Here is a 15319-nt window from a genome sequence, read left to right as displayed (position 1 = left end):
TCTTTTATATTTTAATTCCATTTTCCTTCGCCTTTATATTTCAGCAAAAATGGATTTTTCGGATTAATGGTAAATACTGGTTTTTTATAAGTGCCTTTTACATAATTTGTTTTAGCATATGTTTTTAAAACCTCCGGATCTGTAAAAGGAAGATCGTTTAGATAAATCAGATACTTATAAAAATGAGTCAGCATTTCCTGTTGTCCGCCGCCTTCGCCACTGTTGGCTAAATTACTGCTATGACTGAAACCAATATGATGTGAATATTCATGCGACCAAACCGACATTTCTCCCACCCAATGTCCCGTTACATAACCTGATTCCCACTGTGAAGCAAGATTTCCTCCGCCCCAGGCAGAATCACCGCCAACCATTGCCATCCAAACGGTTCTCTTATCGAGATAATTCCAGTATATTTTTTCGATTTCTTCTTTGGTAATATAATCGTAAGTTCCGTTTGCGTCATCGGCATTTCCATGCCAGTTAAGCGCTCCATTTACTGCTGTTCCAGCCAAAGCGGCCTGCTCTTGTTTGTATTTATCGAAATTGGTAAAAGTGCTGTAATACATTGGATGACTTAAAGCATACGAATAATTAATAATCATTGTAATAGCTTCTTTTGCCAGAACAGGATTCATTGGCAAAAATTTCCCTAATTCATTAATATGATAACCATCGTGAAACTGAACTAAATGTGTTGACTTTATTTTTTTGAATTTTTGAAATAAAGGATCATCAGATTCGACAGAAAACTCAATTGCTCCGGATGAGAATCCTTCGATTTTATCTATTGTTACTGTGTTTCCTGTTTCTAACAAATAATCGTTTTTCTTTTCTGTCAACGGAAGTTTGTGAAACGAACGATGAAAAGCAGGAACTTTTGTAAAATTATATATCAGAAAACGTTTATCGTAATTTGGAAGTTTGGCATACACTTTCACATCTGAAAGTCCAACAGGCGAATAAAGCGAAACCTGAACTGAATCTTTTCCTTTCTGAATAACCTGAAGCGGTTCGTTTACTCTAAACCATCGATCGGTTTTGTCGTACATTCTGGCAGGATCTTCATTGTCTTCGAACATCGTCATCGGATGATTTCCGGTAGGTAAAGCTGTGGCGTCAATACTTGGAAGGTAATTGGGCTTGTACGAATCTCCGTCGTCACTGCAGCCTAAAATTATACTTGAAAATAATGCAAGTAAAAAATAGTGAGTGTTTTTTCTCATTTTAAGTAAGTAGGTTTGGGGTTAAATATGGGTACAAAACTATCAATATGATTATTAAAAACAAGCCTATTGACAGAAAAGTACGATTTTAAAATATATTAAAAGTAGGTTTTTTAACAATTAAAAATATTTAAAAGTTAGTTTACGAATGATTTACAACTCTACATCAGAATTTATTCTTTTTATTTTTTTTGGAAGAAAGACTGATATATAATCCTGTTATAACGAAAATAACTCCAAAAAGTGTGTACAAAGTCAGTGGTTCATCAACCACAAAATAAGCAATCAAAAAACCGAATATCGGACACAAAAAAAGCCAATAGGAAGCTTTTATTGGATTAATTTTTAAAAGATACAGCCAAAACTGAATCGCTCCGATAGAGACTGCAATTGCCAGCCATGCTGTCGAAAACCAAAAATCGGTATCAAAAGTATTTTTATCCGATTGGTAAGTTAATCCTAAAGCGGGAAGCAGAAATACTCCGCCAATTATAGTCTGCCAGCCGTTGATGGTTAAAATGTGTAATCCATTCCATTCTTGTTTCGAGTAATAAATGGTTCCTAAAGAATAGGCAATCATGCTGACAATTAAAATGAGTATTCCGCCGGGAGTTGCAAAACTGCTTTGTAATAAGGGATAGGCCGCTAAAAAAACACCCGTAAAACAAAGCACTAAACTGATTATACTTTTAAAATTGATTTTATGAGATAACCAAACTGCCGAAATCAAAACAATAAAAACCGGATTAGTTGCTACTGCTAAACTCCCTAAACCAGCGGATACTTTTTGCATGGCAATAACATACAATCCCAAATAAAAAGTGATGTTCAACAGACCGTAAATACTGATCTGAATCCATTCTTTTTTCTGAGGTAATCGTTTTGCCATTAAGAGATGCGAAATAATAAGCATAATGCTTCCGGCAATTAAAAATCTAAAAATAGAAATCACAAAAGGCTGCGCATAATGAAGTCCTATCTTTGTAGCTGTTGAGGCAGATGCCCACAAAAAAGCGAAAATAATTCCAATAAAAATTACTTTCCATTCTTTTAACTGATTTAAAATTGGAAGCTGTCTTTCTTTAATCATTGTAAAATAAATGAGTCTGTTTAAGAGAAATTAAGTGTTTCTATTTCGCTTAAATCAGCATTGAATTGGACAAAACTGGCAGGAAATCCAGATTTAATTTTTCCTATTTTATCTTGCATATCAATTGCAGAAGCTACTCTTGTAGTTGCCATTTTTATTGCTTCATCAACCGAAACATGCAGATGATTATAAGCATTTTGCACCGCTTCTGTCATTGATATTGTAGCTCCCGCCAGATTGCCATCTTCATTTCTGTAAAAACCATTTTCTAAATGGGCATCAAAATTATCCCATTTGAAATAGGCTACTTTTCGTCCTAAAAACGTTGCATCGCTTATTAGAAAGAATTTGTCTTTTTTTAATTTGTACGCCACTTTTGCCGCAGCATAATCACAGTGTACTCCGTCCAGAATAACCGGAGCATAAACTTCATCGTTTTCAAAAACAGCTCCAACAAGACCCGGTTCGCGATGTCCAAACTGTGTCATCGCATTAAACAAATGCGTTACCAGATTGATTCCTTTTGCAAAGTAAGGTTGTGCTTCTTTGTGCGAAATAGTCGAATGCCCGATTGAAATGGTAATGCCACTTTCAATCAGTTTATTTAATTGTTCTTCTGTAAAACATTCCGGAGCGATTGTAATTACTTTGATGACATCTTTTCCTTTTTCGATAATTTCATCCAGTTCTTCATCGGTCGGTTTTCTAACCTGATCAATGCTGTGCGCACCACGTCTTAACGGATTTAGAAATGGTCCTTCCAAATGCATTCCGATAACACCATTATTGTGTTTTTTCATGTAAGCGCGAACTGCTTCAATTCCTTCTAAAATGGTTTCTTTTGAAGAAGATATCAAACAAGGTAAAACATGTGTTGTGCCATATTTCATACTTGCATCATAAATATCCTGAATCGTTTCTTCGTTTGGAGTCTGACTGAAATAAAGTCTTTCTCCTCCATTGATCTGAATATCTATAAATCCTGCCGAAAGATGGTTTCCTCCCAAATCAATTTGTTCAATCTCATTTGGGATTTCTTTTTGCACTGAGATAATTTTTCCGTTTTCTATAATCACAACTCCATTTTCAATTATTTCGTCGCCTGTGTGCACAACAGCATTTACAATCGCTTGTTTCATTTTTTAGTTTATTTCTTTATTATTTTACTGCTAATTGAAGTCTTTGCATCATTTACATTTAAAAGATAAATGCCCTGTGGCTGATCTGCTAATGAAAATGAAATTTCTTTTTCGTTCAAATTTACAGAGGTAGATCGGATTAATTTTCCAGATAAATCAAATAATTTAATGTTTGCAATTCCGTCTGCATTATTAAATTTAATTTTTACCAAATCAGTAACTGGATTTGGACTTATTTCAATTCCAAAATTCTGATTTTCAATTACAGTTTCTCCTACTTTTTTCGCAGATAAATTTGATGGAGGCAAAAAGGTATCAGCTCCATTTGTCAGCCAGTTTAAACTGAAACGCACAAAATACATTTGATAGGTTGAACTTTCTCCATTTTCATAATAAATTCCGATTGTTCCGTCCGGTAAAATTGTTAAGCTTGAATAAGCCGATGCTCCTGCAAAAATAGTTTTTGGTGCCCCCCAGGTTGTTCCTTCGTCAGTACTCATTTGTACACTCACATTTTTACGACTGCCAGAAAACGGAATCGAGTGCAATAATCTATTTTTATCATAGCCGTCAAGCGTAGAAGTGTAACGAATAAAATCGCCATCGCAATTTGGATCTGTAATACTTGTTTGATTATAAGCTGTTCCCCAGGTAGCGCCTTTATCTGTCGAAATATTAAAACGACGTGTTCCCGAATTTCTTATACTCATCATGATATTTCCGTTATTTAACTCCACCACTTTGGCTTCATCACCATCCAATTCTGCTCTTCCTGTAGAAGCTGTCCAAGTAACACCGTGATCGGCACTCGTTATCATATAATTATTGATATGCTCGACACCTGAAACATTTTCTCTAACGGCAATTGCAGCAACAATTTTTCCGTCACGCAATTGATGTGCTCTTCCTGAAGCCACAAATAATCCTTTCCAATTTGGGTTTGGTCCGTAAATCTGACTGGTAATATCAACGGGCGTTCCCCAAGTTACTCCGTTATCTGTACTGTGAATAACTAAGACTTTTGCTGGTGCTGCATTTGTCGATGCAAAAAAACCTTTCTCGGCCGAAACCAAACATAATATTTCGCCTGTTGTTTTATCTAAAACCAGCGCTGCATCGCCTGCTCCTGTTGCCGCTCCGAAATTGGCAATTGTAAGTGGCGAAGACCAGGTTTTTCCGTTATCTGTACTTCTGCGAACAACAGGATCTATCTTTGCCGCTAAATCGCCTGCACCGTTCCATCTTTTATCGGTTACTGTTACCAGCGAACCATCGGCAGCTGTAATAATTGCCGGAATACGATAACTTGCAGAACCTGCATCGCCAGGAGTAAACAAAAGTGTATTAGCTAATAAAATAACTCTGTTTCCTGATACTGTATTGGATGTTGTATTGTAGGTAACTCCATTTGCAATTATTGATTCACAAGTTGCATCTAATAAATTTCCTTCTGTCGCGCTGACTGAAACATCATAAGTAATCCAAAAATAATTATCGCCAGAAACTAATGCTTTTGAGCCGTTCGCAGTAAGATTTCCGCTTGACGGAGAAACTGTTGCAAACAAAGTCGCCGTTGTCGGATTGAAAATCGATGTACTGCCACTCGAATAAATTTTAATATTCGTAACATCTGAAATATTTGTTGTCCCAGTCATCGTAAACTTTAAAGCACTTACAGTCAACGGATTTAAATTGCCCGAAACAGAAGCTTTTACTGCTATAATTCGCTGATCTGTATCTCCTAAACCTGTTGGCAATTCGGTTTGCACTAATGAAACAGAATTAATCTGCATTTCATTTGTTTGTGCAATTACTGATGCTCCATTCATTAAACTACCAGGATGACTATTTCCTGTAATATCTGGTACTGTTGTGCCGCTTACGTTTTCAAAATCCCAAGCTGCAATTAAACTAGTTTCTGTTCCTGTAATTATGGCTGTTTTATCTGTTACAACTTCGGCTGCTGTCATGGCTTTACTCCAAAAACGAATATCGTCGATTTGAGCATTCATGTAAGAGGCAAAATTACTTAGAGTACCAAAAAATAAATCTCCGGTATTAGAAACCGTATTGATTCCTCCAATATTTGTGGATGTTTTGGTTTGCTGTAAAACACCGTCAACGTAAATTTTACAGCTTGTAGTAGCAACGTCTACAACCATTGCTAAATGATGCCAAACATTATTAGCGATATTTGAAGTTCCGTACGGGGGCCCCGCTGCTCCTGCGCTTGTGGTCAGGTTTACTCCAAATTGTCCTCCTCCTGCCGAAGTGTTATTAATAAATTCATATCCAATTCCAGAACCGTTTGGGCGTTTACTTAAAATGCGTTTTCCAAAATCTGAAGTTTTAATTTTACAGGTTATCGTTAAATTTTGTCCCGCTGCTAAATTAAAATCACTATGATTTGAAACCAGCATATAATCATTTATTCCGTCTAAATTTAAAACCATCGGAAAAGCATTTGAAAATGTAACTGTTCCAACCAGAGTTCCCGAATGGTTATTTCCTGAAACATCTGGAACCGACGTTCCCGTTACGTTTTCAAAATTCCATGCTGCCAAAAGATCTGTTGTGGGAGCATTTACAACTGCGGTCATATCTGCCTGCAATTCTGCTGCTGTCATGGCTTTGTTCCAAATTCGGACATCATCGATTTGTCCTGCCCATTTGAAACTGTTTGAAGCGTCTGAAGTTGCTCCGATTACAAAGTTTACGGCATTAGAAAAATCAGATGTTACAGAAGTAAATGTTTTTCCTGTATTGGCTAAAACTCCATCAAGATATCCATAGATAGTTCTGTTACTCGAAGCATCAATAACTAAAGCAACATGATGCCAGGTTCCATCTGCAATCGAATTAGCAGAATATCCTGCAGTACTAATATTTGCCGGTGTTCCTGCTCCGCTTGCATTCATGGCAAATTTTCCGGCATTGGTTCCGTTTCCTGTCCAAAACTCATAACCATTTCCAGATGTTCCGTTTCTTTTAGCAAAAATTCTTGGAGTTCCGGTATTGGTTGTGGTTTTAATCCAGCAGGTAATAGTTTTATTCTGACCGGAACCGAAGTCTAAATCAGGATGATCCGTTACTGTCATGTAAGCCGAAGTTCCATCAAGGTTTAAAACCTTACCGCTTTGTCCTTTTGTATTTATACTGCATAAACACATTAAACACAAACAAAAATAGAGTAATACATTTTTCATAGTTTTTAATATTTGGTTATAAATTGGTTAATAAGCAAAAAATAGTATCTAAAAACTTGATGGACCGGCAGATAATCGGAAGAAACGGATTTTAATTGTTTTCTAGATATTCATGTAATATTTGAGTACAATACCACTCTTGTCTTGGCAAGTGAAATGGTCCTTTATAAAGATTTCCTTTTGCCGTTTGTGCTACGCTGCCATCTCTGTGCAAATAGCCAAACCACTCGCCATTTTCTTTATCATGAAATTTACTGTACGAGTAATCGTGAATCATTTTATGCCATTTGGCATATTTCTCATTTCCTGTCATGGTGTAAGCCAGTAAAGTTGCAATAATCACTTCATTATGTGGCCACCAGAATTTCATGTCCTGCCAATATTCTTGAACAGGATTTCCATAAACATCAAGGAAATATAGAATTCCTCCGTGTTCCTTGTCCCAGCCACGTTCCCACATATAATCGAGCATTTTACAGCCTAATTCAATTAAATGCGGATCGTTATTCCTGTATTTTGCTTCATGCAGAATAAACCACGCGCCTTCTATAGCATGTCCCGGATTTAATGTTCTTCCGTCAATATGATCAATTATAGAACCGTCTGGAGACACTTGTTCCATGACACATTTTATATCGTGTTTTACGAAGTCATTTTCTATTTCGGCTATCCATTTCATAATCCATTCATCACAGCGCGGATCGCCAATATTTTCTCTTATTTGCTGCGCCGTATTGATCATAATCATTGGAGAACCAATTCCTTTTGAAGGTCTTACATTGGTATATTTTGGTTCTAATAAACCCGGGGTTGTAGCATACTTGATACACTCTCCAAAAAGATGACGTGCTTGTTCTGCGGCTGCTTCATCTCCGCTCGCTTTTGCGTAAGCACTTAAAGCAATTACTGCAAAAGTTTCAGAAAAATAATAACGGCGCTTGCGAATCGGGCTTCCATCTTGTGTAACATGAAAAAACATTCTTCCGTCTGTATCAAAACAATGTTTGTTTATAAAATCGATTCCAGATTTTGCACCGTCAAGCCATTCTTGTTTGGGTTCGATTGTGTTGTAAAGTGTTGACAAAAGCCATGAAGTACGCCCCTGAAACCAAACTGATTTATCGGTATCTATTAAATCTCCAGTTTGGTTCCGCATCAATAAGTAACCACCATGCTTAGCATCTATTGAACGCGGAAACCAAAATGGAACTGTATTATTTAATAATTGGTTCTGATAAAACTCTTTTAATTCTATTAAATCAGTTTTTGAATAGCTCATTTTATATATGTTTTTACGCCTGAAATTCAATTCAGGTTTTGTTATGTTGATAGGTGAAATCGCTTTAGATGTAAATTCAGTTCATCTAAAGAAAAAATATAGTGTGAGAGACGTTTTCTAGTTTTGGTGCACAGAATCCAGTTCCAGCCTAAAAGTGGAACAGGGAAGATTGGCTTCATTTACCAGATTTGCTGTAGTATAAGGCTTATACGCGTATAAAATTTCTTTTATTTTCTGGTCGTTCGGCATGCTAATCCCCACTTGATCTTTTATAATTACGGCTTTACTTTCAATCCGAATTCCTTTATCGGTTACTAATTCAAATCCGATTACTTCTTTTTTATCTACTGTAAATAATTGTTTTGCACTTGAAAAAGAAACCAGAACAACATCTTCTTTTTGAGTGGCTTTTATTGGTATTGGCCCTTCGGCAATTATCTTTTTTTTGTAGGTATATTTTAAAGCCAACAATGCTAATCGATCTCCGATGGGTTCTTTTTTTATAGGATGTACATTGGTTTCGTCGCCAAAATCCATACTAACTGCCATCGCACTATCTGGAATCTTTTTCTGAATTCTATTTTGTGCATCTCTAAACATTGCCCAAGACGGACGGTTTATGCCTGACAGCTGCACAAAATAAAATGGTAATGAAATTCCCCATGCTTTCCGCCAGCTTTTAACCAATTCTGGCAATAAATGTTCGTAGAGTTCTACATTATGCGCATTGCTTTCTCCTTGATACCATAAAATTCCTTTGATTGGAAAATCGGTAAACTGAGAAACTCCAGCTTCATAATTGTAACAAGGATCGTAAGGATGGCGCTGTTTTGGATTTACAGCATTTTTTAGATTTTCGTCAGCACGAGATCGAACCCAAGGCATTAAAAAATCAGATTTTCGCCAGTTGGTCAATACATCAACCTCTTTATCATCATGTTCTAAAGTATATCGATCAATCCAGGATTCGATTGGAGAACCGCCAACTGCAACCTGAATTAAACCAATTGGCACATTTTCTTCCTGAACAATATTTTGTCCAAAATAATACGCCACTGCCGAAAAATCTTTGGCATTTACAGAATCACAAATTTTCCAGTTTCCCGAAAAGTATTTTAATTGATTTGTTTTTTCTAAAGTGATCGAATCCCAAGCCTTTTCATCGGTTTCCTGAATCACTTCAAAATTGAATAATCGAAGTTTTGTATTTGTGGCAGCTTTTTTTAATTCGGAAATTCCGTTTTCTGCTTTTTTCAAAGGAAAAGCCATATTTGATTGTCCCGAACAAAACCAGACATCTCCAATTAAAATATTTTTTAAAGTGATATTTTGATTAGAAGTTGAAATCGAAATCTGCTGTATTTCTCCCGATTTCATGGCAGGAAAAACAGCTTTCCATTTTCCATATTCATTTGCAGAAACTGTTATTTTTTGCTTATCAAAACTCACTTCCACTTTTTCTCCTCCGTTTGCATTTCCGTAAATTACAATCGGTAGATTTCGCTGTAAAACCATATTATCCGTAAAAACAGCAGGCAATTTTAATCCGCCAAAATCTTGCGTAACATTCTCGTAAACGGTTTGTGCTACCATCTTTGCTCCTTCTTTTGTTGGATGTAAGGCATCTGGAAAAAGATCTGGACGTGAATATAATTTTTCGTGAAGGTCAATTAAACTCACATTATTAGCTTTTGCAATTTCACCGATATGTTCCTGAATCTGCCAAAACCAATCTCGTGTTCCCGATTTAAAACGAGGATGTTCATTGAAAATCGGAGTCATTCTACAGATGTAAATTTTCACCATCGGATTCTCTTTTTTTAATGCATCAATCAACCAAGAATAATCCGCATTAAAATCTTCTTTGTAATTCGGCCAATTTCTCGGATCAGTATCATTTAATCCCAAATGAATAATCGCGATATCCGGCAGATAGGCAATTACATCAGAACATTCTTTAGTTTTATAATAAGGTTTACTTCCTTTCTTCAAAAGAGTCGCACCGCTGTAACCAAAATTTTTCACTTCATATTGGCTTCCCATCAAAACCTGCAGTTGCGAAGGATATGCTTCTGATTTCGGATTCGCCAAAAGATAGCCAGCCGTAACAGAATCTCCAATACAAGCTACTTTTACAATCAGCTGCTGTGCATTCATCCCAAGATTAAACAGGAAAAAAAATGCTGTTATAAGCAGTAGTAAATTTTGTTTTTGTGTTCTCATTCTTCTTTACATCGTACTAAAATTGAGGCGTTATGAGCCGGGCGAAACGGCATGGCTCCGCCCTGGCTTATAAAACCAAAAAGCAACTAACAAATCTAATTTTCAAATAAAGGGGTAAATTATTGTGTCTTAAACTTCTTCAAAGTCATTTACTTTGGGACGCAAAAAACTAACTTGCGTGATAAGGGCAATCAGGACGATACCGGCCATCAAAGAAAAACCATAACCCAAATTACCAGCATCGGCTGATTTCCCTAACATGGAGGTGACCAATGCGCCACAGCCAACCCCCGTCATATTTAAAATACCATAGGCTGTCGCCCGATATTTTGAAGAAACAAATTGACAGATTATGGGCATATTATTTGCATCAAACATTCCGTATCCTATACCAAAACACAGAACTGCGCCAACCACGTGAAACAAGGAATGCCCAAATCCGATCAATAATAGTGCAGGAATGGTCAAGCTTAAACCAATCGCGCTGGTATAAATTCTTCCTTTTATATTTTTTTGAACCCATTTATCTGATAAAATTCCACCGAATACAACTCCCAATAAAGAAGAAAATGAAATTGTAATGGTTGCTAAAGGTCCAGCCTGATCCATTGAAATTCCTAAATTATCCGAGAACAGCGTTGGAAGCCAGTTTTTAGTTGCCCATCCCGGTAAACTTATTATTGCAAAATAGAACAGAATTACCCAAAAAGAAATATTGGTAAATAGTAACGCCAGACCTTTTAGCAAAGGAGCTTTTTCATGGGTTTTATTAAACTCTGGGTCAAAAACCTTTGTCTTTTTCTCGTACAAAAAGAAAACCAAAATAATTGAATAAACCACACCAATAATTCCGAAATGATGAAAAGTCGAATGCCAAGAATAGCGTGCTGCAATTGTAGCCCCAAAACCTCCCAAAGCAGAACCTACATAAAGTCCCGTCATATGAATACCAATGGCAAGCGATCTTGTTTTCTGCTGATGATAATCGGCAATTAAAGACAATCCTGCCGGAATGTATAAAGCCTCGCTCACGCCCATAATAGCTCTTAACCAATAAATCTCATCGTAAGTTTTGGCGTATCCCATTGCATATGTTACGGCAGACCAAACGAATAAACTTCCAATAATTAGCCATTTTCTATTTAATTTATCAGCGATAATTCCAGACACTGGGCTCATCAAAGCATAAATCCAAAGGAAAACTGCCATCAGACGTCCAAAATTTTCACCTGAAACTAGTTCCGGAATGTCATTTTCCATTGATGGTCTCATGGTTGCGAGCATCTGCCTGTCCATGTAGTTTAATAAAGCTACAATCCAAAGTAACGCGACTACGAGCCAAGGATAATATTTAGAGTTTTTCATTTTGGTTTTGGTTGATTTTTGGTTTTTTATTAGCAATCTTTAATTCAACCTGACAGATTTTAAAAACCTGCCAGATTTCTAATCAAAGCAACTTAACTCAAATTTTGTTTTTTATTCTACAGTTCCAATCATAATATCTGGTGTACGAATACCAGGTTTTATTTCTCCATTTGATAAAACAATTTTATCGTTCCAAAGTACTGCTGTTGTCGTTACATGAGCCAGAAATGGCAATTCGCCAATTTTTATCCATTTATTTTTTAAAGTATCGTACAATAAAACGGCATTGTAAAATCCTTGATGTGTTGTATTTAAGATATTTTTTTCGGCAATTAATTTTACTTTTTCTTCTTCTGAAGCTGTCTTTGAAATTTGAGATAAATAGGTTTCTATTTTATGAAATGTATCTCCGTTATCTCCTCCGGTAATAATGATATAGTGTTTCCCAAAAGCGACTCCTGCTCCTGCTGAAAAATTAGTCGTTTTCTTTCCGTCCGTTATAACTGATTTAGTTTCCCAAATTTGTTTTTTCAGGTTGAAAGCCAATGTTGTGTTGTGCAAATCACTTATTCCCGAAGCTGTTTTAGTTCTTCCTCCAACAACGTAAATGACTTCATTTTGAACTACTGCTACCGAATTTGCTAATGCAAAAGGTAATTTAGGTTCTGATTTCCATTCTAATTGTACTTTATTTAAATCAATACTAAAAACCAAATCAGAACTTTTTGTGGCTTCATCGCCTCCAATCGCATATACTACATTGTTCACATTTACGAGAGCTATATTGGTTATATGGATTGGGAAATCAGGTAACACTTTTATTTCGATTTCATTTTTTTCAGAATTCCAATTGAAAATATGCGCTTTGTTTGATAAACCATTTTCGTTTTCTCCACCAACATAAACGATCCCTAGACTGGTTGAAACATTTCCGCAATACGCAATTGGTTCTGGTAATTCTGCTATTGATTTTTTATTCCACTGAAAGGTTTCATCGCTTTTTTCTAAAACATGAATTTCTTTTGAATACTGTTTTTTTCCTCCTTCCCAAGGCATTTTATCTTGAAAATTGGCTCCTCCAGCTACAATTAAAACATCATTTGTCACGCCATTAATTGGTCCTGCAAAACCTAGAGAAAGACTTCCATCAGCATTTTGAAGCTGCGCTGCTTTTTGCCATTCTATTTTTGAAATATTTTTTTGCTGCGAAAGACCAACTGTTGCTGACATAATTGAAATAGTAAGGATTGAGAAAGAAAAAAATTGATTCATAGTGTTTGTTTTAGCCGAAAGCGAAACGTATTATTTTGATTTAAAGGTGTCGAAATTTAAACCTTCAACATCTTTTTTGAACAATTCAAATTGTGCTGCACTCATGTTTTTAACCGGTAATCTGAATTCACCTAAATTATGTCCAACCAATTTCATGTAGGCTTTTCCAACTGAAATTCCGCCATACTTTCCTAAGAAACGAATCATATCAATTGACTTCTGCTGTAACTTTCTGGCTTTTACTAAATCATTATTATTAAAAGCATCAATTAGATCGTAGTATAAAGGAGCTGCATAATTAAAAGTACTTCCAACTGCACCTTTTGCCCCTAAAACCAATGCTGATAACATATTTTCGTCACGTCCCCAAAGCATATCAAATTTTCCGTCGGCATAACTCATACAGCTTTGGAAATCCATAAAATCTTCATGCGTATATTTCACTCCGGCAAAATTTGGCAATTTTCCGTCTAAAGCTCTCACTAAGTCAAACATCGGAATATTAACTCCTGTTAAAACCGGAATATGATAATAATACAAAGGCATGTTTGGAACACTTTCTCCCACTTTTATACAAATTTCTGCCAACGTATCTACGTTTCCAGGTTTAAAATAAAATGGGGCTGTAATAGAAACTGCATATAAACCAATTTCATACGAATACTTTGCCAATTCAATACAATCTGTAAGACAAGTTCCGCCCAGAAAAACCATTACTTTAAAGTCAGCATCATGATTAGAGCAATCCGCCCATGCTTTTGCAACCGTTTTTTTCTCTTCTAATGACATCGAAACCCCTTCGCCGGTAGAACCAATAATAAATGCACCTGTTACGCCATTTCTTTTTAGAAAAGTGTAATACGCCGGAATCAGGCTTACATCCAATTTTCCGCTCTCGTCAAATGGAGTAAAAGGAGCAGAAATAAGACCTTGTAAATGTTGGATTTTCATGACTATTGTTTTTAATGTTTTAAGTTTTATCAAACTGGAAACTTGTAGATTTCCAGTCTGATTTTAAACTTTAGTTTTATTTTATTTTTTGTTTTTTCTTAATTCGTATATCCTGTATTCTGAACAATTTTAGGATTGAAGTTGATTGTATTTTGAGAGATTGGAAACAATACTTGTTTTCCTGCCATTGACGGAACCAAATTTGTTCTGTTGAAACGAACAATATCCCACCATGATTTTCCTTCAAATGCCAATTCTTTCAAACGCTCTTTTAAAATAACATCATCATTTGCAGTTTGTGTATCATTTGTAAATGAAGCTGAAGCATCTGCCCTTTTCATTACCAGATTCATTTCTGTTGTAGGATCCTGACCTAAAGCGTTTTTAATCTCCGCTTTCATCAATAATACATCAGCCCAACGATAGATAATAATATCACTTACAAATCTTCTGATGGCTCCGTCTACAGTTCCGTTGTATTTTACTAAACCAGTAACTACAGGAATTGTTCCGTTATACAAAGTCAGATAAGTTGCTGCTTTTCTGGTGTCTGTTGAAGCAAAATTGAATCTTGTAATATCCGGCTGTACTCTCGAAATTCCCGCATTTCCTGAACCTGTACCCAACGTTCCGAATACAGCTGTTGCCTGCGCAGAAGTTAACGGCGCAAAATCACTTGGTCCAACAAACATAAACTGATTCCAGTTATCTGAAGCTGAAGATGGTAGATCTGCCAGAGAATAACGAACTGCAAAAAGTATTTCAGCATTTCCTTTTTTATCAAAAGCAAAAACGTCTTTAAAATTAGGTTGCAGAGTTGGCGTACCCGGAATTGCATTGATTGCTGTCAAGGCTGTATTTAAATCGGCATTTCCACCATTCAATTGTTTTGCCGTCCATAAATTAACATCTGCTTTTAAAGCATAAACCGATGGAAGTGCCAATTGTGTTGTATTATTATTCGAATCCGGAAAATTTGCAATTGCCTGATCAATATCTGATTTTATGAATGTAAATGTTTCTTCAATTGTGTTACGTGGAATAATATACTGAGACTGATTTGTATTTTCTGTTGGTTCTGTTACAATCGGAACTCCTCCCCATGAACGCGCCATGATGAAGTAACATAAAGCACGCATAGTATAAGCCTGTGCTATATATCTTTTCTGTTCTTTTGCAGTCGATGAGCTAAAAGTGATTTTAGGAACGTACTTTAAAACTAAATTAGCCTGATGAATAACCGTATACAATCCAGCCCAGTCTACATCTATATTCTGTGGTGTAAGGTTATTGTTGTAATAATTTGCCAGTGTTAACGGGGACTGAACACCACCCGTTATTTCAGCACTTCTTGCTCCACCCAGTAAATAATAATTCTGCTGGGTTTGAATTCTAAAGTTAACATACATCCCGTTTACGCCCGCTTTGGCATCATCTTCTGTTTTCCAAAAACTATCTGATGTAATAACACTGTTTGATGTTAATTCCAAATCATCCTGACAAGAATTAAAAAGGGAAAGACTGGAAAAAAGTATTGTGTATAAAAGAAATTTCTTTTTCATGATTTT

General features: G+C 36.0%; 10 protein-coding genes. All 10 read right to left on the bottom strand.

The window, feature by feature from the left end:
* Positions 1 to 11: 11 nt before the first annotated feature.
* Positions 12 to 1226 carry a hypothetical protein gene (locus ACFS3A_RS11755; protein ID WP_379825664.1) on the bottom strand — a complete coding sequence of 405 codons (1215 nt, stop codon included), beginning with the start codon at positions 1224 to 1226 and terminating at the stop codon, positions 12 to 14.
* A 166-nt stretch (positions 1227 to 1392) separates the two neighbouring features.
* Positions 1393 to 2316, bottom strand: coding sequence for a DMT family transporter (locus ACFS3A_RS11750; protein WP_379825662.1), 924 nt, complete (start codon positions 2314 to 2316; stop codon positions 1393 to 1395).
* A 20-nt stretch (positions 2317 to 2336) separates the two neighbouring features.
* Positions 2337 to 3455, bottom strand: coding sequence for an N-acetylglucosamine-6-phosphate deacetylase (gene nagA / locus ACFS3A_RS11745; protein WP_379825660.1), 1119 nt, complete (start codon positions 3453 to 3455; stop codon positions 2337 to 2339).
* Between the two features lie 8 nt (positions 3456 to 3463).
* Positions 3464 to 6661: a LamG-like jellyroll fold domain-containing protein gene (locus ACFS3A_RS11740; RefSeq protein WP_379825657.1), complete on the bottom strand. Its 3198-nt coding sequence runs from the start codon at positions 6659 to 6661 to the stop codon at positions 3464 to 3466.
* A 91-nt stretch (positions 6662 to 6752) separates the two neighbouring features.
* Positions 6753 to 7940, bottom strand: a complete 1188-nt coding sequence (locus tag ACFS3A_RS11735; protein WP_379825654.1) for an AGE family epimerase/isomerase — start codon at positions 7938 to 7940, stop codon at positions 6753 to 6755.
* A 117-nt stretch (positions 7941 to 8057) separates the two neighbouring features.
* Positions 8058 to 10163 (bottom strand): GDSL-type esterase/lipase family protein, encoded by a 2106-nt coding sequence (locus tag ACFS3A_RS11730; RefSeq protein ID WP_379825652.1) that lies wholly within the window; start codon positions 10161 to 10163, stop codon positions 8058 to 8060.
* Positions 10164 to 10292: 129 nt separating this feature from the next.
* Positions 10293 to 11528, bottom strand: a complete 1236-nt coding sequence (locus tag ACFS3A_RS11725) for an MFS transporter (protein ID WP_379825651.1) — start codon at positions 11526 to 11528, stop codon at positions 10293 to 10295.
* Positions 11529 to 11639: 111 nt separating this feature from the next.
* Positions 11640 to 12800 carry a Kelch repeat-containing protein gene (locus ACFS3A_RS11720; protein ID WP_379825649.1) on the bottom strand — a complete coding sequence of 387 codons (1161 nt, stop codon included), beginning with the start codon at positions 12798 to 12800 and terminating at the stop codon, positions 11640 to 11642.
* A 30-nt stretch (positions 12801 to 12830) separates the two neighbouring features.
* Positions 12831 to 13751 (bottom strand): dihydrodipicolinate synthase family protein, encoded by a 921-nt coding sequence (locus ACFS3A_RS11715; protein WP_379825648.1) that lies wholly within the window; start codon positions 13749 to 13751, stop codon positions 12831 to 12833.
* A 98-nt stretch (positions 13752 to 13849) separates the two neighbouring features.
* Positions 13850 to 15313: a RagB/SusD family nutrient uptake outer membrane protein gene (locus ACFS3A_RS11710; protein WP_379825646.1), complete on the bottom strand. Its 1464-nt coding sequence runs from the start codon at positions 15311 to 15313 to the stop codon at positions 13850 to 13852.
* Positions 15314 to 15319 lie beyond the last annotated feature (6 nt).

Origin of the sequence: Flavobacterium notoginsengisoli (assembly GCF_042686225.1) — a bacterium.
Taxonomy (GTDB): domain Bacteria; phylum Bacteroidota; class Bacteroidia; order Flavobacteriales; family Flavobacteriaceae; genus Flavobacterium; species Flavobacterium notoginsengisoli.
Note: the sequence above shows the minus strand (reverse complement) of the source record. Positions and strands in the feature narration are given on the sequence as shown.

Excerpts from the sequence above, each read along its gene's own strand:
- ACFS3A_RS11750 (WP_379825662.1), bottom strand. The coding sequence starts at position 2,316 with ATGATTAAAGAAAGACAGCTTCCAATTTTAAATCAGTTAAAAGAATGG.
- nagA (WP_379825660.1), bottom strand. The coding sequence starts at position 3,455 with ATGAAACAAGCGATTGTAAATGCTGTTGTGCACACAGGCGACGAAATA.
- ACFS3A_RS11740 (WP_379825657.1), bottom strand. The coding sequence starts at position 6,661 with ATGAAAAATGTATTACTCTATTTTTGTTTGTGTTTAATGTGTTTATGC.
- ACFS3A_RS11715 (WP_379825648.1), bottom strand. The coding sequence starts at position 13,751 with ATGAAAATCCAACATTTACAAGGTCTTATTTCTGCTCCTTTTACTCCA.
- ACFS3A_RS11710 (WP_379825646.1), bottom strand. The coding sequence starts at position 15,313 with ATGAAAAAGAAATTTCTTTTATACACAATACTTTTTTCCAGTCTTTCC.
- ACFS3A_RS11725 (WP_379825651.1), bottom strand. The coding sequence starts at position 11,528 with ATGAAAAACTCTAAATATTATCCTTGGCTCGTAGTCGCGTTACTTTGG.
- ACFS3A_RS11720 (WP_379825649.1), bottom strand. The coding sequence starts at position 12,800 with ATGAATCAATTTTTTTCTTTCTCAATCCTTACTATTTCAATTATGTCA.
- ACFS3A_RS11755 (WP_379825664.1), bottom strand. The coding sequence starts at position 1,226 with ATGAGAAAAAACACTCACTATTTTTTACTTGCATTATTTTCAAGTATA.
- ACFS3A_RS11730 (WP_379825652.1), bottom strand. The coding sequence starts at position 10,163 with ATGAGAACACAAAAACAAAATTTACTACTGCTTATAACAGCATTTTTT.
- ACFS3A_RS11735 (WP_379825654.1), bottom strand. The coding sequence starts at position 7,940 with ATGAGCTATTCAAAAACTGATTTAATAGAATTAAAAGAGTTTTATCAG.